31 protein-coding genes and 1 tRNA gene are annotated in these 25,683 nt (G+C 35.0%); 17 read left to right on the plus strand and 15 right to left on the minus strand.

Translation table 11 applies throughout. The features are described 5' to 3' along the window. Positions 1–70: 70 nt before the first annotated feature. The 9 genes from Q0505_RS19330 to Q0505_RS19370 form a co-directional block, all read right to left on the minus strand. The gene (locus Q0505_RS19330) at positions 71–520 is read right to left on the minus strand and encodes a hypothetical protein (protein ID WP_299216627.1); all 450 of its coding nucleotides are present in this window, start codon (positions 518–520) and stop codon (positions 71–73) included. Further along, positions 520–828, minus strand: a complete 309-nt coding sequence (locus tag Q0505_RS19335; protein WP_299216629.1) for a DUF4286 family protein — start codon at positions 826–828, stop codon at positions 520–522. The genes Q0505_RS19330 and Q0505_RS19335 overlap by 1 nt, the downstream gene beginning before the upstream one ends. Before the next feature lie 50 nt (positions 829–878). After that, the gene (locus Q0505_RS19340) at positions 879–2,672 is read right to left on the minus strand and encodes a tetratricopeptide repeat protein (RefSeq protein WP_299216632.1); all 1,794 of its coding nucleotides are present in this window, start codon (positions 2,670–2,672) and stop codon (positions 879–881) included. A gap of 85 nt (positions 2,673–2,757) precedes the next feature. Then, positions 2,758–4,032 (minus strand): serine--tRNA ligase, encoded by a 1,275-nt coding sequence (serS, locus tag Q0505_RS19345; RefSeq protein WP_299216634.1) that lies wholly within the window; start codon positions 4,030–4,032, stop codon positions 2,758–2,760. A gap of 55 nt (positions 4,033–4,087) precedes the next feature. Then, positions 4,088–5,431: an HTTM domain-containing protein gene (locus Q0505_RS19350; protein ID WP_299216637.1), complete on the minus strand. Its 1,344-nt coding sequence runs from the start codon at positions 5,429–5,431 to the stop codon at positions 4,088–4,090. Positions 5,432–5,436: 5 nt separating this feature from the next. After that, on the minus strand, positions 5,437–6,372 hold the full coding sequence (locus tag Q0505_RS19355; protein ID WP_299216640.1) for a bifunctional riboflavin kinase/FAD synthetase: 936 nt from the start codon (positions 6,370–6,372) through the stop codon (positions 5,437–5,439). A gap of 2 nt (positions 6,373–6,374) precedes the next feature. Beyond that, on the minus strand, positions 6,375–7,004 hold the full coding sequence (gene pth, locus Q0505_RS19360; RefSeq protein WP_299216643.1) for an aminoacyl-tRNA hydrolase: 630 nt from the start codon (positions 7,002–7,004) through the stop codon (positions 6,375–6,377). A 153-nt stretch (positions 7,005–7,157) separates the two neighbouring features. Next, complete coding sequence (locus Q0505_RS19365) at positions 7,158–7,790, minus strand: 50S ribosomal protein L25/general stress protein Ctc (RefSeq protein ID WP_299216645.1); 633 nt, start codon at positions 7,788–7,790, stop codon at positions 7,158–7,160. A gap of 26 nt (positions 7,791–7,816) precedes the next feature. After that, entirely contained in the window at positions 7,817–8,758 is a 942-nt protein-coding gene (locus Q0505_RS19370; protein ID WP_299216648.1) for a ribose-phosphate pyrophosphokinase, read from the minus strand. Between the two features lie 70 nt (positions 8,759–8,828). On the opposite strand from Q0505_RS19370, the gene Q0505_RS19375 reads away from it, so the two are divergent. The 5 genes from Q0505_RS19375 to Q0505_RS19395 all read left to right on the plus strand — a co-directional run bounded on the left by Q0505_RS19375 (position 8,829) and on the right by Q0505_RS19395 (position 10,801). Next, positions 8,829–9,239, plus strand: a complete 411-nt coding sequence (locus Q0505_RS19375) for a GIY-YIG nuclease family protein (RefSeq protein WP_299216651.1) — start codon at positions 8,829–8,831, stop codon at positions 9,237–9,239. Next, positions 9,240–9,320, plus strand: a tRNA-Leu gene (locus Q0505_RS19380). Between the two features lie 428 nt (positions 9,321–9,748). After that, entirely contained in the window at positions 9,749–9,895 is a 147-nt protein-coding gene (locus tag Q0505_RS19385; RefSeq protein WP_299216654.1) for a hypothetical protein, read from the plus strand. A 173-nt stretch (positions 9,896–10,068) separates the two neighbouring features. Further along, on the plus strand, positions 10,069–10,233 hold the full coding sequence (locus Q0505_RS19390; protein WP_299216657.1) for a class I lanthipeptide: 165 nt from the start codon (positions 10,069–10,071) through the stop codon (positions 10,231–10,233). Positions 10,234–10,630: 397 nt separating this feature from the next. Further along, positions 10,631–10,801, plus strand: coding sequence for a class I lanthipeptide (locus tag Q0505_RS19395; RefSeq protein ID WP_299216659.1), 171 nt, complete (start codon positions 10,631–10,633; stop codon positions 10,799–10,801). A gap of 410 nt (positions 10,802–11,211) precedes the next feature. On the opposite strand, the gene Q0505_RS19400 is transcribed toward Q0505_RS19395, so the two are convergent. Further along, positions 11,212–11,403 carry a SymE family type I addiction module toxin gene (locus Q0505_RS19400; protein WP_299216662.1) on the minus strand — a complete coding sequence of 64 codons (192 nt, stop codon included), beginning with the start codon at positions 11,401–11,403 and terminating at the stop codon, positions 11,212–11,214. A 95-nt stretch (positions 11,404–11,498) separates the two neighbouring features. Here Q0505_RS19400 and Q0505_RS19405 point away from each other — a divergent pair, with 95 nt between their 5' ends. Further along, positions 11,499–11,714 carry a helix-turn-helix transcriptional regulator gene (locus tag Q0505_RS19405; protein ID WP_299216665.1) on the plus strand — a complete coding sequence of 72 codons (216 nt, stop codon included), beginning with the start codon at positions 11,499–11,501 and terminating at the stop codon, positions 11,712–11,714. 82 nt (positions 11,715–11,796) lie between these two features. On the opposite strand, the gene Q0505_RS19410 is transcribed toward Q0505_RS19405, so the two are convergent. The 3 genes from Q0505_RS19410 to Q0505_RS19420 all read right to left on the minus strand — a co-directional run bounded on the left by Q0505_RS19410 (position 11,797) and on the right by Q0505_RS19420 (position 13,841). Beyond that, positions 11,797–12,465, minus strand: a complete 669-nt coding sequence (locus Q0505_RS19410) for a hypothetical protein (protein WP_299216667.1) — start codon at positions 12,463–12,465, stop codon at positions 11,797–11,799. A 246-nt stretch (positions 12,466–12,711) separates the two neighbouring features. After that, complete coding sequence (locus Q0505_RS19415; protein WP_299216669.1) at positions 12,712–13,188, minus strand: hypothetical protein; 477 nt, start codon at positions 13,186–13,188, stop codon at positions 12,712–12,714. A gap of 2 nt (positions 13,189–13,190) precedes the next feature. Further along, on the minus strand, positions 13,191–13,841 hold the full coding sequence (locus Q0505_RS19420; RefSeq protein WP_299216670.1) for a hypothetical protein: 651 nt from the start codon (positions 13,839–13,841) through the stop codon (positions 13,191–13,193). 433 nt (positions 13,842–14,274) lie between these two features. On the opposite strand from Q0505_RS19420, the gene Q0505_RS19425 reads away from it, so the two are divergent. The 5 genes from Q0505_RS19425 (at position 14,275) to Q0505_RS19445 (ending at position 16,893) form a co-directional block, all read left to right on the plus strand. After that, entirely contained in the window at positions 14,275–14,451 is a 177-nt protein-coding gene (locus Q0505_RS19425; RefSeq protein WP_299216673.1) for a hypothetical protein, read from the plus strand. A gap of 250 nt (positions 14,452–14,701) precedes the next feature. Next, complete coding sequence (locus tag Q0505_RS19430) at positions 14,702–15,733, plus strand: hypothetical protein (RefSeq protein ID WP_299216676.1); 1,032 nt, start codon at positions 14,702–14,704, stop codon at positions 15,731–15,733. Positions 15,734–15,930: 197 nt separating this feature from the next. Continuing rightward, a complete protein-coding gene (locus tag Q0505_RS19435; protein ID WP_299216679.1) occupies positions 15,931–16,125 on the plus strand; it encodes a hypothetical protein in 195 nt (64 codons plus the stop codon). A gap of 108 nt (positions 16,126–16,233) precedes the next feature. Beyond that, complete coding sequence (locus Q0505_RS19440) at positions 16,234–16,449, plus strand: hypothetical protein (RefSeq protein ID WP_299216682.1); 216 nt, start codon at positions 16,234–16,236, stop codon at positions 16,447–16,449. 243 nt (positions 16,450–16,692) lie between these two features. Beyond that, complete coding sequence (locus Q0505_RS19445) at positions 16,693–16,893, plus strand: class I lanthipeptide (RefSeq protein ID WP_299216685.1); 201 nt, start codon at positions 16,693–16,695, stop codon at positions 16,891–16,893. A 140-nt stretch (positions 16,894–17,033) separates the two neighbouring features. Here the strand turns inward: Q0505_RS19445 and Q0505_RS19450 are convergent, their stop codons facing one another. Next, on the minus strand, positions 17,034–18,071 hold the full coding sequence (locus Q0505_RS19450) for a hypothetical protein (protein ID WP_299216688.1): 1,038 nt from the start codon (positions 18,069–18,071) through the stop codon (positions 17,034–17,036). Between the two features lie 676 nt (positions 18,072–18,747). Next, complete coding sequence (locus Q0505_RS19455; RefSeq protein WP_299216690.1) at positions 18,748–19,104, minus strand: hypothetical protein; 357 nt, start codon at positions 19,102–19,104, stop codon at positions 18,748–18,750. 272 nt (positions 19,105–19,376) lie between these two features. Here Q0505_RS19455 and Q0505_RS19460 point away from each other — a divergent pair, with 272 nt between their 5' ends. The 6 genes from Q0505_RS19460 (at position 19,377) to Q0505_RS19485 (ending at position 25,585) form a co-directional block, all read left to right on the plus strand. Continuing rightward, the gene (locus Q0505_RS19460) at positions 19,377–19,871 is read left to right on the plus strand and encodes a CAP domain-containing protein (protein WP_299216693.1); all 495 of its coding nucleotides are present in this window, start codon (positions 19,377–19,379) and stop codon (positions 19,869–19,871) included. A gap of 133 nt (positions 19,872–20,004) precedes the next feature. Further along, the gene (locus Q0505_RS19465) at positions 20,005–20,544 is read left to right on the plus strand and encodes a 3-hydroxyanthranilate 3,4-dioxygenase (protein WP_299216696.1); all 540 of its coding nucleotides are present in this window, start codon (positions 20,005–20,007) and stop codon (positions 20,542–20,544) included. A 306-nt stretch (positions 20,545–20,850) separates the two neighbouring features. Further along, positions 20,851–22,404 (plus strand): aldehyde dehydrogenase family protein, encoded by a 1,554-nt coding sequence (locus Q0505_RS19470; RefSeq protein WP_299216701.1) that lies wholly within the window; start codon positions 20,851–20,853, stop codon positions 22,402–22,404. Between the two features lie 343 nt (positions 22,405–22,747). After that, positions 22,748–23,929: an MFS transporter gene (locus Q0505_RS19475; RefSeq protein ID WP_299216704.1), complete on the plus strand. Its 1,182-nt coding sequence runs from the start codon at positions 22,748–22,750 to the stop codon at positions 23,927–23,929. A gap of 124 nt (positions 23,930–24,053) precedes the next feature. Beyond that, the gene (locus Q0505_RS19480) at positions 24,054–24,974 is read left to right on the plus strand and encodes an OmpA family protein (RefSeq protein ID WP_299216707.1); all 921 of its coding nucleotides are present in this window, start codon (positions 24,054–24,056) and stop codon (positions 24,972–24,974) included. Positions 24,975–24,997: 23 nt separating this feature from the next. Beyond that, positions 24,998–25,585 carry a hypothetical protein gene (locus Q0505_RS19485; RefSeq protein ID WP_299216710.1) on the plus strand — a complete coding sequence of 196 codons (588 nt, stop codon included), beginning with the start codon at positions 24,998–25,000 and terminating at the stop codon, positions 25,583–25,585. Positions 25,586–25,683 lie beyond the last annotated feature (98 nt).

Genomic DNA, 25,683 nt, shown 5'->3' on the forward strand with positions numbered 1-25,683 from the left:
CCTATGATACAGACCAAAGGTACACTTCCTTTTTTTACTTCTTTATTCTAAGATAATTTTTTTGACGGTGTTATCTTGATCTACTTGTTTGTAGATCATTAATTCGTTCTTGCAAATGCCTGTCAATCTCTAATTGCTCATCCTTTTTGAGCCAAGAAATATTAAGATCTATTCTTCTCCCTGTTTTTAATAGTAGGAAAGGTTCGCTCCCACCTCTAGAGATTTCGTAGTTTTTTATTTCGCTAAACAGATAGTCACCATTTTTTGTTTTAATACCCTCTTCAGAAATTCCTAAAACAAAATAAACCCCTTCTTTATTAAAAAGAATATCTTGAATGCCTATCCAATATGATTTTAAAAAATCAATAGGTCCATCCCCTTTGATCCACCAATTAATAAAAAAATCAATTAAAAGTATAATGTATATGTGCTTCCAAAAGACAACAACAACTATTACATAAACAGCTAATTTTGCTAGAAACCAAAAGGAGATACGTTTTATAAAATATTCTTTATGCATCAATGCTGACTTATCACTTCCAATTCTGTTCTGAAAGCTACAAACTTCCCTGCAAACCGATTGCTCTGCGATCGTAAGCGCTCAGCATCTTGATCATAATAGGCTTGTAGTTTTTCTTTACTAGGACAACCGTACTGTACCGAGTAGGTAACACCTCCCATATCTTCTTCTACAAGTACCTTGGTCATTAAGGCTTTGACAAACTTACCGGTGGCAATCATCTCTGGAATATGTTCTTGTTGCATCCATGCAAGCCATTCTTGTTCTATAGACTCTTCTATATTTATAGTGACATTATATATAATCATGTGATTCTTTTAATAAAGGGTAATTATGTTTAAAACACGTAAAAAAGCACTCAATTAATCGCATCGCCTCTCAAGGCTCTGAATCGTTTTTGAGCTTCAACGTAGTAAATGCTATCTGCAAAATCAAAGATAATACGCTCATAGTTATTTTTGGCTTTCTCTGGTTGTTGCAACGGCCCTTCATACAGTTTTGCCAAGCGATAATAGGCATCATCTGCGAGAATACCGTCTTTATAAAACTCGATGATGGTGATATAGTTTTTTTCTGCTTTCGCGAAAGCGAACTTTGCTTCATACAACTTTGCCTGTGCGAGTAACGCCTCATCTTCTATACTCTCACCTTTATGTTCTAACAAAATCTCATCATACATATTTATCGCTAATTCTGGTTTGTTTTGATAGCTTAACAAATCTGCTTTTGCATATTTCTTAAGTGCTGTTTGTAACGTATCTTCTTGAGAATTATCCCGTATAACCAATAAAAGTGCTAAGGCATCATTTGCAATAAGCTGTGTGGCACTCGACTTTAAGACATCTAGCTGGATTTCTGCCCAAGCAAAATCTGTTTTATAATAACTCGTTCTTGCTACTTTAAAGCGTGCTTCTTGAGAGATCACATTATTTTGGATTTTATTCTGGATTTGCGAATAATAAATTAGTGCTTGATTAAATTTTTCTTGCAATACTAAAATATCAGCAAGCTCCATTTTAAGTCTTGCTTCATCAAAACGATTCATTTCTTCTTTGATACTTTGTTTTAAAAAGGTAGCGCCTTCGCCAGGTGTTTTCATATCAAAGGCTAGAAAATGTGCATAATCAATTTGTATCGGTACTGTATACCCATTAATTCCATATTGCTCAAGAAGTGCCTTGTAACGAACGCGGATACGTTCTTGCTCTGAGGTAGTGGTTGCTTTTTTGATTTCGATTTTTAATAATTGTTGCTCTGCATCTAGTTTTGTCTGATCGTCTACCGACACTTCTTTAATATATTCAAGAATCTCTTGTGCTTCTTCTAGTGCATTTGCTTCTATGGTGATTCCTGCAAGATCGATGACTCCCGTAATATTTCCATCGGTGCGTTTAAAGATTGCTTTTTCTTGTGTAAAGGCTTTTTTATATTCTTTTTGTTGAATAAACAGCCAACTTAACAATTCATTATAAATGATGTTTTGTTCGGCTTGAAGGCGTTTAAGAAGTGTTTTTCTAAAGACAATATTGGCTTCGTTGGTGGGATCTTCTGAGATAAAAAGCGCAAAATTACGTTGCGCCGAAGCTATATAGGCTTGGTTTTCATTAGCCAAATTGAGAAAGCTGTCAAACATCTTTTCCAGTTGTCCTAATTCGCCATAAATACGTGCGAGTTGCCTATTAAAATTACTATTAGGATTAGCCTCCATGCCTGCCTCATACGCCCTGACGGCTTCTTCTAGCAAGCTATGATCCTCAAGGGTCTTCCCTACACGATAGGCACTCGTCATACGATCTCTAACGAGTTGAATGGCACTATCATATTGGATTTTTGCAATAGAATCTTGTCCTTGTAGCTGATAGTTATATCCTAACTCAACAAGGAGTAATCCCTTGTATCGAGATTGATCAATCTCTTTTTCTATTAGTTTTTTAACCGCGATATAATCTTCTAGTTGTTGATATGTCTTAATAAGACCAACGAGTGCTGCGTTGTTATTGGGTTGCTTTTTTAATGTTTTTTGATACGAAATAACTGCTTTTTCAAACTGCCCTTGATCAAAGTAATTACGTGCGAGTTGTTCTGATTGCGCTTTCGCGAAAGCGAACACACCAAAAACCAACACTATTACAAAAATAAATTGCTTCTTCATAGGCTAAAGATACAGAAAAGCCCCCAACCCTAAATCCCTTCTCTTAAAGGGAGAAGGGACTTTTAACATTATTTTGTAAAACTTTCTAATCTATAATCTCAAATCCGCAATAGGGAACAAGTGCTTTAGGAATTTTAATCCCTTCTGGAGTTTGACAATTTTCAAGAATCCCAGCAAGTACACGAGGTAATGCCAATGCACTCCCATTCAGGGTATGTGCTAACATTTTCTTCCCGTCTTTATCTTTGATCCGTAGCTTCAGTCGATTTGCTTGAAAGGTTCTAAAATTAGATACAGAACTAATTTCTAACCAACGGTCTTGTGCGGTAGAAAACACTTCAAAATCGTAGGTAAGATGTGCTGTAAATCCTAAATCACCTCCACAAAGTCTTAAAATACGATATGGTAATTCAAGTTCATCTAAGATTGTTTTCACATGAGCTACCATCCCATCTAGCGCTGCTGCTGAGTTGTCTGGGTGCTCTATACGCACAATCTCTACTTTGTCAAATTGATGTAATCGATTCAATCCTCGTACGTGTGCGCCATAAGATCCTGCCTCCCGACGGAAACAAGGCGTATATCCTGTACACGTAATAGGTAAATCACCTTCGTTAATCATATCTCCTCTAAACATATTGGTCACAGGTACCTCAGCCGTAGGGATTAGGTATAAATTGTCTTCAGTGACGTGATACATCTGCCCTTCCTTATCAGGTAATTGTCCTGTACCAAAGCCTGACTCTTCATTGACCAAATGAGGTACTTGATATTCTGTATACCCCGCAGTTGTATTCTTGTCCAGAAAGTAACTGATTAACGCACGCTGTAATCGTGCGCCTTTGCCTTTATATACAGGAAAACCAGCACCTGTAATTTTTGTGCCTAGCTCAAAATCGATAATATCATATTTTTTTGCTAGTTCCCAGTGTGGCTGTGCACCTTCGTATAATACAGGGATATCTCCTTTGCGAAACACCTCTTCATTATCTTCATCTGTATTTCCTTCTGGAACAGAATCGTGAGGAATATTTGGAATGGTAAACAACAATTGTTGCAAAGCTTCGCTAGCTTCGTTTAGTTGCTCTTGTAACCCTTTGGATTGTTCTTTTAATCCTGCTGTTTTTTCTTTTAGGATGTTTGCTTTTTGAGCTTCTCCATTTTTAAACAGAATCCCAATCTCTTTTGAGAATTTATTACTATCGGCTAAGACTTCATCTAGCTGTGATTGTGTAGAACGACGTGTCTCGTCTAGCGCAAGTACTTGTTCTAGTAATGCATCGGCTACATCAATATTTCTTTTTTGAAGTGCTTTTGCAAAAGCATCTTTATGTTCTCTTATTTGAGCTACTTCCAACATGATCGTGTCTTTTATATAAGTTGGCAAATTTAAGGAAATAGTAAAATAAGAAAGCTTATTCTTTATCTAAATAATCTCCACTGTCTAAGATCCAAGTGGCATGTCGCCAAGGATCCCAAGAAACAGCGGCTAAGTCTACCTTATTATCTATAAGCATACGAGATTTCCTTCCGTTTATTCGGACGCGACAATTTACAAATACAGAGATATCTTGTCCTTTGGCAGCATATTCTCTTTTAAGGCGTTGCGCAAATTGCCATATCACATCTGGTTTTGTCCGAATGTTACGCATTTGTTTCTGAGATAAATACTCATTGAGGTTGATCGCTGTTCTTTTATTTGTTGCCTTATCTAGGATCGTAAAATGACTAGAACCAGACTTTGTGCGTAGCATCATACGCCAACTTAATCGATGCCCTTCTTCTGCCCATAATACATTGTCTTCTATCAACCAATGCCTAGAGGGAAGTAAAATTTGAAAAACAAAATAAATTCCAATGACTATAATACCCAATGTTCGGAATTTAGGCACTCGTATTTCTTGGGTTGCTTTATAAAAAGGTTTCCATCGTTTTAAAAATATGCGATGTATGACTTCCGTTGGAAAGAAAAATACAGTAAATGCCAAAGACATGTATGGGAAAATTCCTATTTGAAAGACAATAGAATTAAAGAGATGAAAAAATATAGAAATGATAAATGCCCATTTACGGGTCTTTTTCCAAAGTAATGCTGGAATAATCAACCCGTCAAAAATAATTCCAACATACGCAACCACCCATGGTACCCATAGTAGTTGCAAAAAAACTCCTATGATTTGTGTATTTTTCCTACCAGACATTAATAATTGTGGCGCTGTACCATCCAACCAATCTGGATATACCTTTGCAATAGATGCATACGTATACACAATCCATAATTGTGTGATAATAAGTAGCGGCACCCATCTAGGCATACTTTGATCTCGTATGGCTGGATTTCTTTTTGCATCCAAAGAAAAAGAGGTGTTTGCTGGGAACAACGCCATAATCCATAGCAAGAGCATTAACAGATAGTAATGATTATTGTATGCCGATTTTTGCATGAGATACACCACACTCCACATGATGGCATATCCTATAATGGCAAGTCTATAGCGATAGCCTAGCATGACCATCGCTCCAAAGATACCCATCACTATAAAATAGACATACATCTGTGATCCCGTACCAGGAAAGCTTTGAAAAAAGTCAAATCCAATAAAATTAAAGGTAAACTCAGGATCTACAAAAATACGTCGTACCCATCCTGTAGCAATTGCGCCCCACGCTTCCAGCATAATCAATAGTCCAAAAAACACTCTAAAAACAACCAACGGGCTGTTATCAATACGTGAAAAAAGAAACTGATTCACTTTCATAGCGTTTACTCTTTCAAAGATTGGATATACGAACGAGAAAACACCTCATCTTCTTGCATTGCTTTTATAAGCTCATCTACCGAGTTAAAATGCTGCTCTCCACGGATTTTACAAAGAATTTCTATTGATAATTGTTTCCCATATAAGTCACTGTCAAAATCAAAGAAATAGGTTTCTACCGTTTGCTCTTTTCCTCCTACCGTTGGATTGGTTCCTATGTTCATCATACCGTACACACGTTTTTCCTGTATATAAGAACGTACTACATATACGCCTTGTGCTGGAATGAGTTTATATGCTTTAGGAACGTGAAGATTTGCCGTAGGGTACCCTAATTTTTTTCCTAGATGCTTTCCATGTATTACTTTGCCTTGCAGCATAATAGGATACCCTAAATAAGCATTTGCTTTTTTAATATCACCATCTAGCAATGCTGCTCTAATTTTTGTAGAACTCACCGCTACATCTTCAAGCTCTTGTTTTGAAATTTCTTCTACTTCAAATCCAAACTGTTCTCCAAAGCGTTTTAAATCTTCAATATCTGCCTTACGATTGCGTCCAAAACGATGATCATATCCTATAATTACTTTTTTTGCGTGTAATGCTTTGACAAGAATCTCTTCTACAAAATCTTCGGCTTGCATTCTTGAAAAATCCATCGTAAAAGGATGTACAACAAGATGGTCTAAACCTAATCCTTCCAGAAGTGTTCCTCGTTCTGTGATCGTATTAATTAACTTTATATCTGTATCTTTTTGTAAAAGCATACGAGGATGTGGAAAAAAGGTAAGGACAACAGATTCCCAATCATTAATACGTGCACTTTCTACAAGTCTAGCAATTATTTTTCTGTGACCTATATGAACGCCGTCAAAAGTTCCTATAGTCACTACAGTTCTTTTTTTACTGGTAAATGTATATGCGCTAGAATGTGTTTTCAATCTTATTTTCCGTTATATGCATTCATAGTATTTGATATTCCTGCAGCTACAAAAGAGGTAATTACCTCACAGCTTTTTTCAAAGCGTTCTGGGAGTGATGCTTCTTCTTGAGGAGTCCACTCACCAAGTACATAATCTACTTGACGCCCTTTTGAAAATTGATCACTTATTCCGAAACGAAATCTATTGTAGGTTGTTGTGTTTAATTGCGCCTGAATATCCTTAAGTCCATTATGACCTCCATCACTTCCTTTGGTTTTTACTCTAATTGTACCAAATTCCAGATTTAAATCGTCTGTAATCACTAATAGATGTTCTAATGGTATTTTCTCTTGTTGCAACCAGTACCGTACGGATTTTCCACTCAGGTTCATATAGGTATTGGGCTTGAGAAGTATAACTGTCTTTCCTTTAATTTTTGTCTTGGCGATGTCGCCTAATTTTTCTGTTTCAAAAGTGGCTTGGTTTGCTTTCGCGAAAGCGTCCACCACCTTAAAACCAATATTATGCCGTGTATTTGCGTATTTGGGACCGATATTGCCCAAACCTACAATAAGAAATTTTTTCATAGGATCTTCAACAGGTATTTCTCTCTCTTTTTTCTTGAAAATGCGATTAAAAAAAGAAAACATAGTGCGCTGTGAGTTTAAAACATAAAAGTACTAAATGCATCACGCCTTGACAAATATCCTTTTAATTATAAATGAATTGATTTACCTTGTGATAACCAGAACGAAAAAAGCACCCTAGAAAGGGTGCTTTTACGTACATATAAAAAGATATATTTATTCTTTTACTGCTGCAACATCAGATGTTTCTGTAGCTTCTGTAGTTTCTCCATCTTCATCTTCATCTTCGTCATCTAAATCAACTGCGTTACGAGATGTTCTTACTTGACACACAACAGTGTTATCTGGGTGCATAAATTTGTAAGCTTCATTCTCAAGAGCTGTTACATATAATTTACTACCAATTCTAAGATCAGTAATATTTGCCTCAACAAAATCAGGAAGATTATCTGGTAAAGCTTTTATTCTTAAAGTACGGTTGTTCTTACGAAGAACTCCTCCATTAAGTACCCCTTTTGAACTTCCTATAAATCGTACAGGAATGATCATTGTTACCTCTTTATCATCAAAAATTTGATAAAAATCGACGTGTACAATACGATCAGTTACTGGGTGAAACTGAATATCCTGAAGGATCGCACGGTATGTGGTTCCTTCAAGTTCAATATCTACCGTATGCGCATCTGGTGTATACACCAATCCTTTGAACGCTAACTCTGGTGCGCTAAAATGCATTGGTTGATCCCCTCCGTAGATTACGCAAGGTACCTGTCCAGCATTACGTAAGGCCTTAGTAGCTTTCTTGCCTACGCTTTCTCTTTTAGATCCTTTGATCGAAATTGACTTCATTTTAAAATATATTAAGTATTAATTAATTACATAACAAACTTAGACGCAATACTCGTGTTACTGTTTACACGGTGCATTACATCTGCAAATAAGGGTGCACAACTCAGAACTTTTACTTTGTCACTCTTGTGCTCTTTAGGAATCGAATCTGTGACAATTAATTCTTTAAGTTGACTATTTTCTATTTTTTCATACGCATTACCACTCAAAATAGCGTGTGTACAGATCGCTCGTACACTTAATGCTCCTTTCTCCATCATCAAGTCTGCGGCTTTTGTTAAGGTACCTGCCGTATCTACCATATCATCTACAAGAACAACGTGTTGTCCTTCTACATTTCCTATAAGTTCCATGTGAGAGATTACATTTGCTTTGGCACGTTGCTTATAACAAATGACAACATCACTCTCCATCGCTTTGCTATACGCATAAGCTCTTTTACTTCCTCCCATATCTGGAGAAGCAATTGTAAGATTCTCTAATCCTAAATTTTGTAAATAGGGTAAAAAGATAGTAGATGCAAATAAATGGTCTACTGGCTTTTCAAAAAATCCTTGAATCTGATCTGCGTGTAAATCCATTGTGATAATACGAGTGGCGCCTGCGGTCTCTAGCAAATTTGCTTTCAATTTTGCTGCAATAGGGACTCTAGGTTTATCTTTACGGTCTTGACGTGCCCATCCAAAATAAGGAATGACTGCTGTGATATGTCTAGCAGATGCTCTTTTTGCAGCATCTAGCATTAATAACATTTCCATCAAGTTATCACTATTAGGCATGGTACTTCCGATAATAAAAACTCTTGACCCACGTACCGATTCTTCAAATGAAGGTTGAAATTCTCCATCACTATATGTGGAAGTAATAATATTTCCTAACGGTTGCCCGAATTCTTTTGCAATTGCTTCTGCAAGAACTTTGCTTTTTTGACAAGCAAATATTTTAGGTTGTGGTACTGTAGCAGTCATCTTGGTAACAGTTAACAGATTGATTAATATGTTCCTTTCTTAAAAAGGAGGTGCAAAAGTAGTAATAAAAATGAGTCTAGCCTTAGAAAAGTCGGGCTTTTATGAGGTTTGCACAAAATTATTCTTTAATTTTGCTGTTCGTAATAGCCGAAATGGCGGAATTGGTAGACCTGTCTGCCGACAGGTAGGCGCGCTGCGACTCATCGTTGTAGCTATTGAAATATTGAAAAGAATCTATGTTTATGCAATATCTAGTATGCATCATAACTACATTTACGTAGGAATGACCAAGAATCTAGAAGAACGTTTTGATAGGCATAATTCAGGAAGAGAGCGTACTACCAAAGCGTATCTTCCTTATAAAATTATTTATCAAGAGGAATGTCTTGATAGAGTTAGTGCTCGGAAACGAGAAAAATATTGGAAATCTGGAGTTGGTAAAGAACAACTCAGAACTATCAGAGATACTCTGATAGCATAAGCCGAAATGGCGGAATTGGTAGACGCGCGCGACTCAAACTCGCGTTCCTTTGGAGTGTGGGTTCGATTCCCACTTTCGGTACTGAGCCCCTAATCTTAAAAAGATTAGGGGTTTTTTGTGCTTTGATTTTAAAATTTACCTTTAGGCGCTCTCGTGTAATTTTTAAATATCTCCTAATTAAAAAAGTTCTTGATAGTTTTATAGTTTTCTTCATCAAGAGATAAAAAACAAGTAAACATAGTATTAGAAATGCTACATCTATCCCAATATGATGTGACATATAACTTCTATCATAATATTTTGGATAGTGATACACATTATAAGTACTACATGAGATCGCAAGTTGTGCTAGCAAATTATATTAGTTTACAAAACGAAATCTGGTTTACTTTTTTTACTCTTCTTTCATTTGCTACTGCAACTTTGAGATTACGGTTTATCCGTAAATTATTTATTATCAATTATTTACACTAACTTAGTTGTATTATTAACCTTTAAAATCTTCTATCATGTTAAAAAACATTTCAAATCTAAAAGGAGCTCAAACGCTGAACGAGTGTCATCAAAAAGCAATATTAGGAGGGAAAGCTCCTGTCTGTGAGTATCCACTTGAGCCTATGTATAATCCTGTTACGCATACATGGTCTTGCTGTTAACTATGTAAGCGATCTTCGGATCGCTTTTTTATTCTTTTTTCAGATTACAGTGATCTTTTCCCAGCTACGATAGTGGTAAGCTTGTTTTTACAGGTACGATTTTTTCTTACTTATTTGACGATCAGATATATTCATTATATTTAATGTGTTATTAACTTTATAAATTTAATATTATGAAAAAGAAAAATCTAAAATCTTTGTCTTTACACAAGAATACGATTTCAAAACTCAACGCTATACAAGTATTAGGCGGCATTAATAATCTTGAAGAGGAAGGCTCTGGTGTAGAAGGATGTCAAGGAATGGCAACAAGAACTGCCTGCTCAACGGCTTGTTAATAGAAAATGAACTACCTCGATGCAAGCATATGAGGTATCAAATGACAAAAAGGAAAATCACAAATTCCAAAAAAAAGAAAAATACAGTGCAAGCATCGGTGAATTAAACCCTCAGAGATTAAACCATAGATCCCGCTTTCAGCGGGATTAGTTCAACTACCTATTTTGTAGGCGTCTTTCAGACTTCACAAAACAGCGTTTCACTAATAAATAGTACATTATACTATTGAAAACTCCTGGTCGCTCAGGAGTTTTTTTATGAAGTACACTGTTATTTTCTCTTATCAGCTAGTGTCATTGTATAATTACTTTTTACATCTGTGGGTTTACCGTAATTGTTTGACGATCAGATATTTTTAGTATATTTAATATAGTATTAACCTTATATATTTATATCATGAAAAAGAATCATCTAAAATCTTTGTCTTTACACAAAAAAACAATTTCAAAACTTACCGCTACGCGAGTACAAGGTGGGTTTGGACCTCCTTTTGCAGAAGAAGGTACTAATGATACAGCATGTCAGGGTAACGTTACAATAACCATTTGCCCGATAAGTGGCTGTTAATAGACTTAGGTAGTACTATACTATTGAAAACTCCTGTGTATTCAGGAGTTTTTTGTGTAGTAAAAGATAATTATTTCTTCTCTACTAGGGTCATTGTGAGTTTGTTTTATCTGTACGGATTTACCGTAACTATTTGGTTATTAATTATTTTAATTAGTTTAGATGTATTATTCATCTTAAAAATTATGATTATGTTAAAAAACATTTCTAATCTTGGTTCATCATTAAGTACACAAGAACAAAGGCTAATTCAAGGAGGTTCTCCTGTACTTTGCTCAGTATGTTTAGATTATTGTCGATCACAAAATTTTCAAAGCAAAGAAGAATTTAGTGCTTGCTTCAATGAGTGTAGACAAGAGCTTTGTTAAATTAAAAAGCGAACTTCGGTTCGCTTTTCTTTTCTCTGTATCCTACCGTGATCTCTTCTCAACGAGCGTAATGGTTAGCTTATTTCTTTGTTGCTTGACGTTGATTTCTTTTCCCTCTTCAAAACCCAATGCCTGTAACCATTTTCCTTCGAGTCTAATCTCAGGAACAGTGGTATGATCCCACGTTCTAGAACGGAATTTTTGATAGATTTTTAATTTTCTGAATGTTTTCATTTGTCAACTACTTATATGACAAACATATACATTAAAAGCAATCTGTCAAACTTTTGTATGACAAAAATGTCATATAATTGATTGACATTTGTTTTGTGGATAAAGAACAACTTAAAAAGAAGCTCGGTCAACGTATTATTGAACTACGAAGTCAAAAAAGCTGGAGTCAGTCTGATCTGGCTCGGGCTTCTAGTAAAGACAGGCAAGCCATTGAGAAGCTAGAAAATGGAAAAGTCAACCCAACCATATACTCTCTTTTAGAAATCGCAAAGGCTTTAGAAGTGCCTTTGAAGAAGTTGGTTGATTTTTAGATGGTGTTTTGAAAAATTATTTCAAATTGTATTATATAATCATTCAAGGGTATGAGGAGTTTTCTATAGAGCAATATTTGCTCTAGAATAAGTGTCTAATCACATATGCTATGTTTTGAATAATAACCCATATAAAAGCTGCAAATCCTAACATATACAGTAAAAAAGAAGTATAGATCAAATAGCTGTTATGAAACTTAACTGTATTGTAGATGCCATTAAAAGCATTTTTCCTTTCTTCCAAATATTTAGTATTTTGCTTATAATCAACCACTTTCAATGGTTTTTTATTAATATACAGAATGTTTGGCTCACTGTCCATATTATCTATATCAATAGGAGCTTTACTTTCAATATATGGTTGTTCAGTAAAGAATGCTGTAGGTTTTGGAACTCTATGTTTTAGGTAAATTTGTTTCAAATAACCGTCTGATTCTCCTGAAGTTAAAAACTCTCCGTAATTTTTATATTTCTTTATTAATGAAGGACAACAAAGTTGGTATATCAAAGAACCAATAGCTATTACAATAGCTCCAAAATAAAAGTAATACCAACTAAAGGGAAGTTCAATAGTTATTGGAATATTGGCTCCTCCCAATGTCAAATTAAGAGGGTTATTTACTTTTTCTAATGCTTTTACAATCACAGGAACAATTACCAAATAGTAGTAACTACTTTTGCTAAACTTTAGTTTACCTAAAGAGTTTACTAAAACCCAAGAAACGGGATTCTCTCTTCTTATTGTTTTCATTTATAAAAAATATTTCTTGCACACACAATTTACTACAACTATATTAATTCCAGTAATTTATACCTTTCAGGTTTTCTAAGACCCTACTATTACTTGACTGAGAGGTATTTCCTTACATAAAAGCACTCTTACATATTGATAAAACTAATTTTCATCAGGCAGTTAACTGTATAGAACCATATAGCTTTAGATGATTATGAAATGTATATGCTAAGATGGATGGTAGATTTGGATGAGCGATAGAATTTAATTTTCAGGAAGATTATCAGACTCAATTCTTTTTAAAACTTTAAGGAAAGCATCTATTTGTCTTGAAAAAATTATTTCTTCTTCATTTTTTATTCCAGATATTAACATTTTCATTCCTGCCATTGCAACATAAAGTCTTTTGATATTATTTTTAATTTCTATAGCATCAGATTCTGCATTCAATTTTCTAATTTCCGCATTAGCCTTTCTCTTTTGTCCATATATTCTATCAATTTCAGCTATAGTAATTACATTATTCTTACTTGTGTCTTTGATTTTATCCTTACCAAATTCTAAAAGTGCTTCAGTGAATTTCACAGTTTCTTCTCTTATCAATTTATTATTCCTATCATCAATAACAGAATCTAAAAATTCTCTTACAGCTTCTATTAATTTTGGACGCATTTTGCGCCAAATAGACCAATCAGCATCTCGAACTTGTACCTTAGTATATTTTTTAAAGCTTTCAGACATGACTATGCTAATTCAACTTCATTAATAACTTCAAAAGTTTCTACTTTATCAATAATGAGTTCTCCCCCACCTATTGACGTGTACAATTCAGATAACCACATTATAGCATCTGATATTGTTTTATTATCAAATTCTTCATTGTCAAAAATTAAATCTAGAGGTTCATTGAAAGTATTATCCTGTTTCAATGGATAAAATTGTTTTTTTTGGGACATCCAATTTTTTAAAGAGAAAGAATATTTTTCACTTTCACTTAAAATTTCTGATATTTCTACTCTCAATTGGTTAATAATTTTTGTGCGAAGGAATAAACTATCTTCTCCTGAATACGGATAATCTTCAGAAAACAAATACGTTAAAATAAATAATAAAGAAGTATTTCCTTTAACAATAAAATCTTTAATAGATATTTCTAATGTCCCCTCATCAATATATTCTTGAGCGATAGAAACCACTGAATGCAAAAAAGTTAATGAATATTCATTAAATGTATCTGTATTTCCTTTTGATATCCCTTCAATAAAACGATATTCTTCATATGGGTGAGGAATTATTATTCTATCAACAAATTCAAAATATTCATTTAATAATGACTCACTTTCATTATTAATAAGAAATTCGTTCAGTTGCTTGATATTTTTAAAATACATCATATGTAAAAAATTTCTCTAATATAATTGATTTACAACAAAATACACGAAAATATCTTATTCAAACTCTAAATGCTCACACTACCTTACCCCCGCTAACACTCGTCTGTGACAAGCACTTCTCAAAACAACAGATTTAACATCCAATAAAATTATAAAAAGAAAAATACAGATTATAGGCACTCTTATCGTACGGCTTCCCGTAATCCCATATCAATTTTCGCGGAAGCGAAATCATAAAAATTATCTTTTTAAGAATGAAAAAACTTATTTCATCTTTACAATAGTCACAATAGTATTGTTCTTCTAGGCATCTATCTTTTGGAATGATCCCCCTATATTCCTGTGTATGCAGCATTACGGTTTTAACGTAACTATCTGGTTATTAATTATTTTTAGTAAATTAGTTCTATTAGTAACCTTAAAAATTATAACTATGTTAAAGAGCATTTCAAATTTAGGAACCGTTTTAAATAAAACGCAGCAACGATCTATTCATGGTGGTGGGTATTACTGTTTTATCTATACGTATAGTGATTTAGTTGCATGTAGTGAACTTGGTGGAGAAATTGTTTATTGTGCGGAGCATCTTGATTGTGAGGCAGAAGATTAATACCCACTTAAAAACAATACGATAAAGCGGACCAAGGTTCGCTTTTCTTTTGTCTCTTTGTTTTTGGTATTCCTCGAACCACACGTATCATTCTTTCTTTTTGATTTAAAAAAGAGATGTATGCTTTATACGCTCCTGCCTGCCGGCAGGCAGGTTCGCCATAAGCGGACTCAAAAAAACCACCGTCTAAAAACGAGAAATTCTATTTTATCCTTACTTTTAACTTCACACAACTCATTGACAAACAGTTATGATACACGAACATACTACCGACACCTCCATAAAAACCAACGGAAAAATTACAGAATATTCACTCAATTGGCCCAGCGACCAAACAGGCTCTACGCATGAACTAGTCATTGATGAAAACTTCATTTATGTAACAGGGCAAAACATGGATAGGATCGCCAAACTTGATTATAATGGGACAATCGTCACTTATTTTGAGATGCCAAAAGGCAGCGGTCCGCACGGATTGTTATTAGATACAGATGGGAATCTTTGGGTGTCTTTAGAGTTCAAAGGTACCGTGGTACAACTAGATCCCGATGGATGCATTATTAAAGAAATTGATGTCTGCCTGGATACCAAAGGTGCCAAAACGCCTATCAATGTAGCACCACACGGCATAGGCCTGGATGCTGATGGGGAACATATTTGGTTTACAGGAAAACGTACTAGCACGGTCGGAAAGTTTAACATCGCTACCGAAACCGTGGAGCATTTTGAATTACACAATCTCTCGTCTTTGCCTATTTTCCTATCCGCAGGCCCTAACGGTACGATGTGGGGAACAGAGTTATTCAGCAGTGCGATCTTAAACGTAACACCAGATGGGACGATCAAAGAATATGCTATTCCAACTGCCAACAGCAGACCTATTGCGGTCATTCCTGATCCTTCCAAAGCCTGTATGTGGTTTACCGAAGAGACAGGCGTAAAGATTGGAAAAATTGATATGGACGGTACGATTACAGAATATCCTGTGCCGGCGCTTCAAAAAAATGACATTCTTGCTTCCCTAGCCTTTGACCGCGATCACAATTTATGGGTACAGGTATATGTCGATCATAAAAATGAGCCCAAGAGCGGCCCTGATTACCTTCTTAAGTTTGACAAATCCATTAGAGAAGTGGCGGGTGCTTCGATTTCTGAAATTCCTTTTAGTATTAATGTGATGCCAAGTACAGGAACGATGATGCATCGTATCAAAATGGATCACGATGGTAATTTGTGGTTTACAGAAATGATGACAGATCGCGTTGGGGTACATCGATTTTGACGCTCCTAGCTGCCGATAGGCAGGTTCGCGAAAGCGTAGTTACCAAAAGTCAGATTTGCGAACCTATCTGCTGGCAGACAAGAGCGTAATCTATAAAAATTACACAGATGTAACAATAGTACGCGAAAACCGTAATTAATTGATAATCAATTATTTTAACTATCTTAACTGTATTTTTAACCTCAAAACTATTAGTTATGCTAAAAAAGATTTTAAAAGTAGGCACCGTCTTAAACACATCTGAACAACAAGAAATTACAGGAGGAATGAACCCTACACCTGTTCCTGAAATTTGTGGCGGTACAGGAGGAAAAAGAACAAATTATTCACAAGCGCAATGTTTTGGTTATGGCTATTCTTGGGAATATGGTGCGTGTTATATTTGTTATTAAATCATAGGTACGAATCTCATGTCTTTTCCATGTGCTTATACATTTGCTATTGTGTATTCAATTGTTTTTTTGCATTTTTAGGTATTATTAATTTTTAAACTAACCACTATGTTAGAATCAATTTCAAAATTAGGGACTGTACTAAGTAAAGAAAACCAAAAATTTATTCAAGGAGGAAGCAATAGAGGGTGGTGCAATCATGCTTGCCCATCAGTAGGAGGTAGTTGCACAATAAATGGAAGATCAGGAACATGTAAAGAAGTTTATTGTGATAGTTCTCCTACTAGATTGTGTGTGGCTCCTTTAAGCGCAGACCATAAATAGATATGATTATTTAGGTAAAGGTTTTTTTGAGATCTTTACCTTTTTCTTTTTCCAACTTTATAGTATTGAATTATCCGCTTTCGCGAAAGCATACCAAAAACTAATTCTTACATAAAATAAATACTCTTTTTAACTAAGTCCTTACACTTTTCACGTTTATCCCATACGCTTATGCATTTGCTATTGTGTATGCTTTTTAGTAGCTCTAACTTCAAGTATTATTTTAATCTTAAATTTTATAATATGAAAAAAAAGAGCATTAAAGGCTTAAGCCTTAACAAAGACGTAATTTCTAGTTTTAATCGTATGCATATACAAGGAGGGGGCAGAGTTTTAGATACACGTGGTTGTAGAGACACCGCACAATCTTTTTGTGGATATGCAACCTGTGTTACTGATTGTGAGGCAGCTACTGCCTCAGTAGAAACCGTTTGTTGTAATTAAGTGGAAGTGATTTAAAGATCCCTTTTTTTCGAAATGTATATGTGTGTAGATTACATTTCGTTTTTAAGTTTAAAAAAGCCCTGATCCTAGTATGGATCAGGGCTTTATTTTAGTATTAAAAATTAACTCCGCCTGTCATATCACACACGTGTAGAAGAGAATATATCTATACATTTTTGATAATATAAGATAGACTGTCTTAATAGGTTGATTGCTTCTAGTAATGTCTTACACACAGGAATCAAGTCATCTTCTATCACTTCTTTTGAAGCTTTTTTTACTTTATGCAGTATGGATTGAAGTTGTAAGGGCTTTTTAATTTCAACCAAAAACGGTGGTATCCTTATATACTTCTCAACCTCTTCTCCTGTCATCACATCTATAATAGGTGCTTTTGTTTGTAGCAGATCGTCTGCAACATTTGCGATGGTTGTTGTCTGTTGCTGTAAGGCTTTCTGAAAACCGCGTTCAAAATCATTGTCATATAGCGTATTTATTTTTTTAAGCTCGGTAAGTACTTCTTTGTAAAGTGCTATTTTATTCTGGATAAGAATACACTCTGCTTCGCATACTTGTTGTTTTTGCTCTTTTATTGTCGCTACAGCAGTACTTGTATCTTTTTGGAGCAGTTCTTTTGTCATGACTACTGTCGCATTTGCTATGGCAGTAAATCGGTGATGTTGCTCTTCTGTAAATACAATATCTTCAAAATACCCATCACTTTTTTGACTAAAGTCATTAATGGCTTTTAAGAAGTCGTTTGCGACTAGTAGTGCCTTAAGGCTTTCTTTTACTTTTGAAGATTGCTTTTCTACAATTTGATAGATTAAATTTTCCCATATAAAGATCTCTTGTGCTTCTGTTAATAAGGCTGTCCGTTTTATATTTCTCTTAATACTACTATAGGAAAGCTCATTTTTATGTTCGGTAAGCCATCGTGAAAAATCATATATTGATGAAAATGCACCACGTACTTCTATACTCGTTTCAAACACATTATAGGTCCTTGCTGCTTTTTGCATAGCGGCACTTCTTTTCTCTTTATTCTTTATTCGTGCAATTTTGACAAAATGACTTGTTCTATTTGCTGGAGGATATATAAGATGCTGATTATTGCTCTTGGAATTTGATACTGGTTGAATCAAGGCCACACCTGCCTTTGAAGAATGGTTCTTCATCTGAATCTTTTTTTTTAAATTAATGCTTTAAAAATGGCTTATAGGGAAGCCTATTATGCTTTTTTTGATGTGGTGCATAAAAAAGTCATAGTATTGGTGTTTCCAATTCTGAAATACCAATAGGTCAAGTGATGCAATATATTATTACATATCACACAACTTACGATTCATGTAAAAAGCTGTTGTCCCCCAACAATGACTTTTATATCGTCGATTTTAATGCTCTGTTTTAAAAGAGCAAGTACACGTATTTTCCTTAAAGTGTGGTGTGGAAAAAATTAGCTATTCTAAAAGGGATAGAATCGCGTGGAGTTGTTTTAAAACATGCCTTGCATGTAAAAACGCAAAAAGGAATTGAGTTGCTTTTTCATTACTTTAAAAAATTAAAATTATACAATGTTTTATTACTAAAAACAAAACGCTCTTCTAAAGTGGTGCTTAAAGGCGAACAGACATCCTTTTGAGATATCAACTGTTTTATATTCAGGTGCATTTTATAACGCATAAATACCAAATCTTAGTATATAAATATCAGATATTTAGCAATTATTTTTATACGCTATTTTACATATCAAACTTAAAAAATATTTTTGAGTTTTACTACGTAAGCACTGTTAAACGTATTACAAAAATCAAGCCACGGCTATTGAAGAATCTATATGTTTTCTTAAAAACATTATTTGGCAGTCCGTCTCACCAATGCATAATACTCCCCACCGTCTAAAGGCAAATATCCTTGATCATATACAAAATAATAGATGGTGCCTGCCTTTGTCGTATAGGTACTCGTGAAATAATTAAAATCAAAATCGGCTGATGTCAATTTTGCTTTTGTTGTTTTAGTTTTATCACTAGGATTAAGCATTTCTAGAATACGGTAATTTTTACGCAACCTATTATTAATTGTCCGCACAAGGTTTTTTGAATCTTTATTAAATTTATTATTATAACTGTTGCGACAAGAATCGTTGCAGAATTTTTTATCTGCTCTTCCTATAATACGTGTCCCACATTCTAGACATTTTTTTTCCATACAATCATTTTGGTCGTGATAGCATCCATAAATAAGGATCAGGTTTTGATACATTTTAAATGGATGACAATCACAAAATAACATTCTCACATTAAAAGTAACAAAATAATACGAGTGGTTTTTTAAAAACTCCTTTTACGAAGTAAGAAATACAACGGTTTTTCCGTAAGGATTGTAAGAATTTGTGTATTTCATCGATTAAATGCAACATTGTGACGTTTATGTGCATTTTTATTCTATTTTAGTAATCCCAAATCATAATACCCCAAATCATGAAGTTAATCACAAATACCCTATTTGTCATGGGATTGGTATGCCTACTTGTATCGTGTAGCCCAGAAGAAATTGATGATACAACATCATCTGCAAATTTTGAAAGTGAATTAAGTATTGAGAATAATAATGCCATGTCTAGCGAGATTTTAACAATCATTAATGATTACAGAGCCACTCTAGATCTTCCTCCTTTTTCTACACATCATTTAGCGAAAGAAGAAGCATTAGATCACACAGCGTATATGATTATAAATAATAGAGTAAGCCACGACAACTTCTTTGAACGTTCTGATTATCTAAAAGACAATGGCGCTTCCGTTGTAAGTGAAAATGTTGCTTTTGGATATCGCACGGCACAAGCGGTAGTTGATGGATGGTTGAACAGTCCGAGTCATAAAGAAGCTATAGAAGGCAATTTTACCCATTCAGGTATTAGTGTGGCACAAACAGAAAATGGAATTAACTTTTTTACCCACATATTTGTGAAATAAAGATCCCCAAACCATAATTGGTTTACAGCCCTGTTGGTTCTACTAGCAGGGCTGTTTTTTTGTACTAATTTATAGAGTAGGCTGAGTGATGTATACGAGATTATTGTATTTTTATACAAATACTTTTTAGACCATGGCAATAGCAAAACCTTTTAATCTGAATCAATGGATAGAAGAAAACAGAGATCTTCTTAAACCACCTGTAGGAAATAAGAATTTATACAAAGACGCAGGAGACTATATTGTCATGATTGTGGCAGGTCCCAATGCTCGTAAAGACTATCATTATAACGAGACCGAAGAGTTATTCTTTCAATTAGAAGGAAACATTGAAGTCCACATCCAAGAAGATGGGCAGAAAAAAACAATGCCTTTAGGACCCGGAGATATGTATTTACATCCCGCTGGCGTACCTCATTCTCCAGTACGTCATGAAGGATCTATAGGGCTAGTCATAGAGCGCAAAAGAGATGACCTTGAAGGGAAAGATGGTTTATTGTGGTTTTGTGATAACTGCAATCATAAATTGTATGAAGTATATTTTCCGCTTCACGATATAGAAAGTGATTTCTTAACTCATTTTAAAGACTTTTATGGTGATAAGGAAAAACGTACGTGCTCCAATTGTGGAGAAGTCATGCCTACCGATAAACGTTTTGTGACTACAGAGTAGTTACACTTCAACCTGAAAATTCATAGAATAGTATGGCAAAAAATGTAGTTATGTAGGGTTCGCTTTCGCGAAAGCGAAAAAAACAGCAATCTATTGATAAATCAGCTCATTGAAGAAAATGGAAGATCAACCCCTACCACATCGAATTTCTTGAGTTTATACTTCTTGATAATACAATAAATACCATCTAGAAAAATAGTAATACGCCGCAGAATTACTGCTAGAATAAAGACGCTGTATCCTTTTTCAAGCATAAGATTATCTGTATCTTCGCAAACGATTTCTTTAATATAAAAATAAAACAAAATGAGCACAATCGCTACAGATTTTGGTATAGATGAAGCTTTAAAACAGCTTGGTGTAAAAGATATAAATGATGGAACTTCAACAGGAAACAAATGGTTTTCTCATGGAGAGATCATCGAGTCACACTCCCCAGTGGATGGTCAACTTATAGGAAAAGTAACCGCTACCACCCGCGCAGATTATGATAAGGTTATGGATGCGGCTACAGCTGCCTTTAAAACTTGGAGAAAAAAACCAGCTCCATTAAGAGGAGAAGTAGTTCGCCAGTTTGGTCAAAAGTTACGCGAACTTAAAGAGCCTTTAGGTAAATTGGTTTCTTATGAAATGGGAAAATCTTACCAAGAAGGACTAGGTGAAGTGCAAGAAATGATAGACATCTGTGATTTTGCAGTTGGTCTTTCTCGTCAGTTACATGGTCTTACGATGCATTCTGAACGTCCAGGACACCGTATGTATGAGCAATACCATCCACTAGGTGTGGTAGGGATTATTTCTGCATTTAACTTCCCCGTAGCAGTTTGGGCTTGGAATACAGCTTTAGCTTGGATTTGTGGAGACGTATGTGTTTGGAAGCCATCAGAAAAGACGCCTTTATGTGGTGTTGCATGTCAAAACATCATTGCCGCTGTGTTAAAAGAAAATGAGCTACCAGAAGGAATTTCTGGTCTTATTAACGGAGATTACAAAGTAGGTGAGTTTATGACAACAGATGCTCGTATTCCTTTAGTTTCTGCGACAGGAAGTACGCGTATGGGTAAAATTGTATCTCGTACCGTAGGAGAACGTCTTGGAACTTCGCTATTAGAGTTAGGAGGAAACAACGCTATTATTGTCACCCCAGATGCAGACATTAAAATGACAGTTATTGGAGGTGTATTTGGTGCTGTAGGAACCTGTGGACAACGTTGTACTTCAACAAGACGTATCATTATACATGACAGTATTTATGACAAAGTAAAAGATGCTATTGTTGCTGCTTATGGACAACTACGTATCGGAAATCCTCTTGATGAGAATAACCACGTAGGGCCATTAATTGATACTGATGCTGTTGCAAATTATAACAATGCTTTAGAGCAAGTAGTAGCACAAGGAGGAAAAATTATCGTAGAAGGAGGTGTTCTTTCTGGAGAAGGATATGAAAGCGGATGTTATGTAAAGCCCGCGATTGCAGAAGCCGATAATAGTTTCCCAATTGTACAACACGAAACATTTGCTCCTGTTTTATATCTTATTAAATACTCAGGAACTGTAGAAAATGCTATCGAAGCTCAAAATGGTGTTGCACAAGGATTATCTAGTGCGATTATGACAAACAACCTTCGTGAAGCAGAGCATTTCTTAAGTGTTGCAGGATCTGATTGTGGTATTGCAAACGTAAATATTGGAACTTCTGGAGCCGAAATAGGAGGTGCCTTTGGAGGAGAAAAAGATACTGGAGGTGGACGTGAGTCAGGTTCTGATGCTTGGAAGGTATATATGCGTCGTCAAACAAATACGATTAATTATACAACCGAACTGCCGTTGGCACAAGGAATTAAATTTGATTTATAACGCCAGATTAACTTTATAAAAACCAAAAACCCTCATACATTAATGTAATGAGGGTTTTCTTTTGTGTAGTTTTGTAGTTTTAATTAAGTTTTTCTTTCGCTGTAGTCTCTTAACAGAGATAACACAAGTAGGATTAAGAACTAGTTATCTTGTCATGATTTCCAGTTAAAAAAACTTAATCTCAATCAGTAGGATTCGTATGTTTGATTATAAAACAACAATCTCCTACTTATTCCTACCCTCTATCACTGTTTTATTTTTTTTTAAGCAAAGTCAGCGACCTAAATTGATAGTTATTCTCTATTTTACAGACGTATAATGCATCTTATAATTGATAGCTATTTTGATCAACAAAGCACACGTTCCTAAATGGATTCTACCAGTTATTGTCCTATCACAATTTTGCGGCACCTCTCTTTGGTTTTCTAGTAATGCTATATTACAAGATCTTAGTATTCATTTCTCATTGCCCGAAAACTCCCTTGCACATATCACCTCTGCTGTACAATTTGGATTTATAGTAGGGACACTCGTATTTGCGATCCTCACTATTGCTGATCGATTCTCCCCTTCAAAAGTATTTGTGATAAGCGCATTGATCGCTGCATTGTTTAATCTTGTTATTATTTGGGACCATCATACACTTACAAGTATTCTTATTTTGCGATTTCTAACTGGGTTTTTCTTAGCAGGGATTTATCCCATAGGAATGAAAATTGCTGCCGATTATTATGATAAAGGCTTAGGAAAGTCTTTAGGGTTTCTGGTAGGTGCTCTTGTGTTGGGAACTGCGTTTCCTCACTTATTAAAAGGCTTTACCGAGCAACTCCCTTGGAAAACCATCCTTATTATTACCTCTATCATTGCGATTTTGGGTGGACTTCTTTTGTTTTTTTTGGTGCCCGATGGACCTTACAGGAAAAAAAGTCCTTCATTAGACTTTTCTGTGATTGGTAAAATTTTTAAAATTAAGAAGTTTAAAGCGGCTGCCTTTGGTTATTTTGGGCATATGTGGGAGTTATATGCATTCTGGGCATTTGTTCCTTTTATCTTGACAACATATACTTCTATACATTCAGATAGTTCACTAAATATTGCGCTTTCTTCATTTATAGTCATTGCAATAGGAGCCGTCGCCTGTGTGATGAGCGGTTATATTTCCTTATACAAAGGAGCAAAAAAAACATCATTTGTATCTCTTACACTCTCTGGTATTTTTTGTATCATCTCTCCTTTATTATTTATGATCCCTTCGCAAACCTTATTTATGACAATGCTCTCTCTTTGGGGAATGGTTGTGATTGCAGACTCTCCTTTATTTTCAACACTTGTTGCTCAACATGTAAACCCTATCTATAAAGGCACAGCCCTTACTATTGTTAACTGTATTGGTTTTGCAATTACGATTGTGAGCATTCAACTTATACTTCTTTTACAATTGTATATAAACCCTATCTATCTCATGTTTGTATTAGCAATCGGCCCCATATTTGGTGTTATTTCTTTAGTAAAGATTAAAAAATAATAACAATGAATAATCGTAAAGATGTTAGTGCTGAGCATACCCTTAGTAACATTAAAATTACGTAGTCTCTTTTTGTTACTCTTTTTTAGTAACTTTAAAAAACTATTAACCAAAACTAACCAGAATGAGTAAGAAAACGAGATACCTCTTTGGTATTTTGCTTACGATTGTTACAGGTACGATTTTAATGTGGTCGATGTGCTGTAATTCAGATACGAACGACTCCTCAGAAGATCTTGAAAACAATCAAAAAGAAGTGACTCCAACAGTGGTCACAAACAAAGGGTTTACGTTTAAAGATCCTAATCCTGATGGTAGCTTTGCATACACAAGCAATGATAATTTTAACTTTAATGTTTCTGATTACTCGATCCTAACTCCTGTATCTCAAGGAGTCATTATAGGGATTCCTGCATTACATGTGTACCTCAAAAATCATCCTAAAAAGTCTGTTGATATTACTGGACATTATACTTCTGATGAAAAAAATTCATCTGCATTTCCTAATCTAGGTATTGCAAGAGCAAATGCTATTAAAAACTATTTAGTTACTAACGGAATCGCTTCTAATCAGATAAACATCTTTGGAGAAGAAGACAATACACTTATAACAGACGGGATACGATATGAAGGACCTGTAGACTATGAGATAAGCGAAAACGTCAATAATGAAGCACAAGAATTAGAAGCACTAAAGAAAAGGATCAATGATGATCCATTGACACTTAATTTTGGAAATGCGCAAGCATCTATAGACTTCACAACAGCGCAACGTCAAAAAATTGCAGACATCAGTCGCTATTTAGATCAAGTAGAAGGTGCTTCTATAACAATAGAAGGACATACAGATAACATTGGGAGTCGCACAATTAATATAAATCTTGGTCAAAAGCGAGCAGCTTATCTTAAAGAGTATTTTGTTAGTAATGGTATCCCTGAAACAAAAATTATTACAACATCAAAAGGTCCAGACATATCTATTGCACCAAACACCACTGAAGAAGGACGAGCAAAAAATAGACGCTCTATCGTCACCATCAACTAACGAATCATCATAAATAAAATAATATGAATTTATCAAATATACCCTGTTGGCTTATCCCATTATTAGTGGGTCTTATATGTGCCATTTTAGGATATGTATTAGGACGTCTTTCTGGAAAAGGAGACGATCCGAGTAATGACCTTGATTTATGGAAACGTAAAAATGCTTCTTTGCAAGCAGATCTAGATGCCTGCCGTTCAAAACTTCAAATAGCATCTGACTCACCCTTTGCAGCAAGTAGCAGTGCTAGTATGGCTTCCTCATTTACAGCTAAAACCATGGATACGACTCCTGCTACCGTTACAGTCACTCCATTTGATGCCACAGTAGCAAAAGCTGCTTTTGGCAAGGCTATCAAAGAAAACGACCTAACTATTGTAGAAGGTATTGGTCCAAAAATAAGCGAACTCTTCCATAATTTTGATATAAAAACATGGGCTTCACTTGCAGAAACTTCTGTAGAAAAATGTCAAGAAATACTTAATAGTGGTGGAAAACGATTTGAAATACATCGTCCTAAAAATTGGCCCTTACAAGCAAAACTAGCTGCCGAAGGAAAATGGGACAAACTCAAAAAATGGCAAGATGAACATAACTATGGGAAAGAATAAACGTAGTCCAATAACAGCTATAATTCTCAAGAGGCTATCTAAAAAGTGCTAATATATGTTAATTGTCATCCTGAGCCTGTCGAAGGGATCTTGATAAC

This window comes from uncultured Dokdonia sp. (assembly GCF_937910895.1).
Taxonomy (GTDB): domain Bacteria; phylum Bacteroidota; class Bacteroidia; order Flavobacteriales; family Flavobacteriaceae; genus Dokdonia.

What these genes read in the sequence shown, in the direction of transcription:
- Q0505_RS19465 (WP_299216696.1), top strand. Translation starts at nt 20,005, where the DNA reads ATGGCAATAGCAAAACCTTTTAATCTGAATCAATGGATAGAAGAAAAC.
- Q0505_RS19420 (WP_299216670.1), bottom strand. Translation starts at nt 13,841, where the DNA reads ATGATGTATTTTAAAAATATCAAGCAACTGAACGAATTTCTTATTAAT.
- Q0505_RS19370 (WP_299216648.1), bottom strand. Translation starts at nt 8,758, where the DNA reads ATGACTGCTACAGTACCACAACCTAAAATATTTGCTTGTCAAAAAAGC.
- Q0505_RS19365 (WP_299216645.1), bottom strand. Translation starts at nt 7,790, where the DNA reads ATGAAGTCAATTTCGATCAAAGGATCTAAAAGAGAAAGCGTAGGCAAG.
- Q0505_RS19410 (WP_299216667.1), bottom strand. Translation starts at nt 12,465, where the DNA reads ATGAAAACAATAAGAAGAGAGAATCCCGTTTCTTGGGTTTTAGTAAAC.
- Q0505_RS19350 (WP_299216637.1), bottom strand. Translation starts at nt 5,431, where the DNA reads ATGAAAGTGAATCAGTTTCTTTTTTCACGTATTGATAACAGCCCGTTG.
- Q0505_RS19330 (WP_299216627.1), bottom strand. Translation starts at nt 520, where the DNA reads ATGCATAAAGAATATTTTATAAAACGTATCTCCTTTTGGTTTCTAGCA.
- Q0505_RS19460 (WP_299216693.1), top strand. Translation starts at nt 19,377, where the DNA reads ATGAAGTTAATCACAAATACCCTATTTGTCATGGGATTGGTATGCCTA.
- Q0505_RS19400 (WP_299216662.1), bottom strand. Translation starts at nt 11,403, where the DNA reads ATGAAAACATTCAGAAAATTAAAAATCTATCAAAAATTCCGTTCTAGA.
- Q0505_RS19415 (WP_299216669.1), bottom strand. Translation starts at nt 13,188, where the DNA reads ATGTCTGAAAGCTTTAAAAAATATACTAAGGTACAAGTTCGAGATGCT.
- Q0505_RS19340 (WP_299216632.1), bottom strand. Translation starts at nt 2,672, where the DNA reads ATGAAGAAGCAATTTATTTTTGTAATAGTGTTGGTTTTTGGTGTGTTC.
- Q0505_RS19450 (WP_299216688.1), bottom strand. Translation starts at nt 18,071, where the DNA reads ATGAAGAACCATTCTTCAAAGGCAGGTGTGGCCTTGATTCAACCAGTA.
- Q0505_RS19395 (WP_299216659.1), top strand. Translation starts at nt 10,631, where the DNA reads ATGAAAAAGAATCATCTAAAATCTTTGTCTTTACACAAAAAAACAATT.
- Q0505_RS19470 (WP_299216701.1), top strand. Translation starts at nt 20,851, where the DNA reads ATGAGCACAATCGCTACAGATTTTGGTATAGATGAAGCTTTAAAACAG.
- Q0505_RS19390 (WP_299216657.1), top strand. Translation starts at nt 10,069, where the DNA reads ATGAAAAAGAAAAATCTAAAATCTTTGTCTTTACACAAGAATACGATT.
- Q0505_RS19375 (WP_299216651.1), top strand. Translation starts at nt 8,829, where the DNA reads ATGAGTCTAGCCTTAGAAAAGTCGGGCTTTTATGAGGTTTGCACAAAA.
- pth (WP_299216643.1), bottom strand. Translation starts at nt 7,004, where the DNA reads ATGTTTTCTTTTTTTAATCGCATTTTCAAGAAAAAAGAGAGAGAAATA.
- Q0505_RS19425 (WP_299216673.1), top strand. Translation starts at nt 14,275, where the DNA reads ATGTTAAAGAGCATTTCAAATTTAGGAACCGTTTTAAATAAAACGCAG.
- Q0505_RS19480 (WP_299216707.1), top strand. Translation starts at nt 24,054, where the DNA reads ATGAGTAAGAAAACGAGATACCTCTTTGGTATTTTGCTTACGATTGTT.
- Q0505_RS19485 (WP_299216710.1), top strand. Translation starts at nt 24,998, where the DNA reads ATGAATTTATCAAATATACCCTGTTGGCTTATCCCATTATTAGTGGGT.
- Q0505_RS19385 (WP_299216654.1), top strand. Translation starts at nt 9,749, where the DNA reads ATGTTAAAAAACATTTCAAATCTAAAAGGAGCTCAAACGCTGAACGAG.
- Q0505_RS19445 (WP_299216685.1), top strand. Translation starts at nt 16,693, where the DNA reads ATGAAAAAAAAGAGCATTAAAGGCTTAAGCCTTAACAAAGACGTAATT.
- Q0505_RS19435 (WP_299216679.1), top strand. Translation starts at nt 15,931, where the DNA reads ATGCTAAAAAAGATTTTAAAAGTAGGCACCGTCTTAAACACATCTGAA.
- Q0505_RS19335 (WP_299216629.1), bottom strand. Translation starts at nt 828, where the DNA reads ATGATTATATATAATGTCACTATAAATATAGAAGAGTCTATAGAACAA.
- Q0505_RS19455 (WP_299216690.1), bottom strand. Translation starts at nt 19,104, where the DNA reads ATGGAAAAAAAATGTCTAGAATGTGGGACACGTATTATAGGAAGAGCA.
- Q0505_RS19440 (WP_299216682.1), top strand. Translation starts at nt 16,234, where the DNA reads ATGTTAGAATCAATTTCAAAATTAGGGACTGTACTAAGTAAAGAAAAC.
- serS (WP_299216634.1), bottom strand. Translation starts at nt 4,032, where the DNA reads ATGTTGGAAGTAGCTCAAATAAGAGAACATAAAGATGCTTTTGCAAAA.
- Q0505_RS19430 (WP_299216676.1), top strand. Translation starts at nt 14,702, where the DNA reads ATGATACACGAACATACTACCGACACCTCCATAAAAACCAACGGAAAA.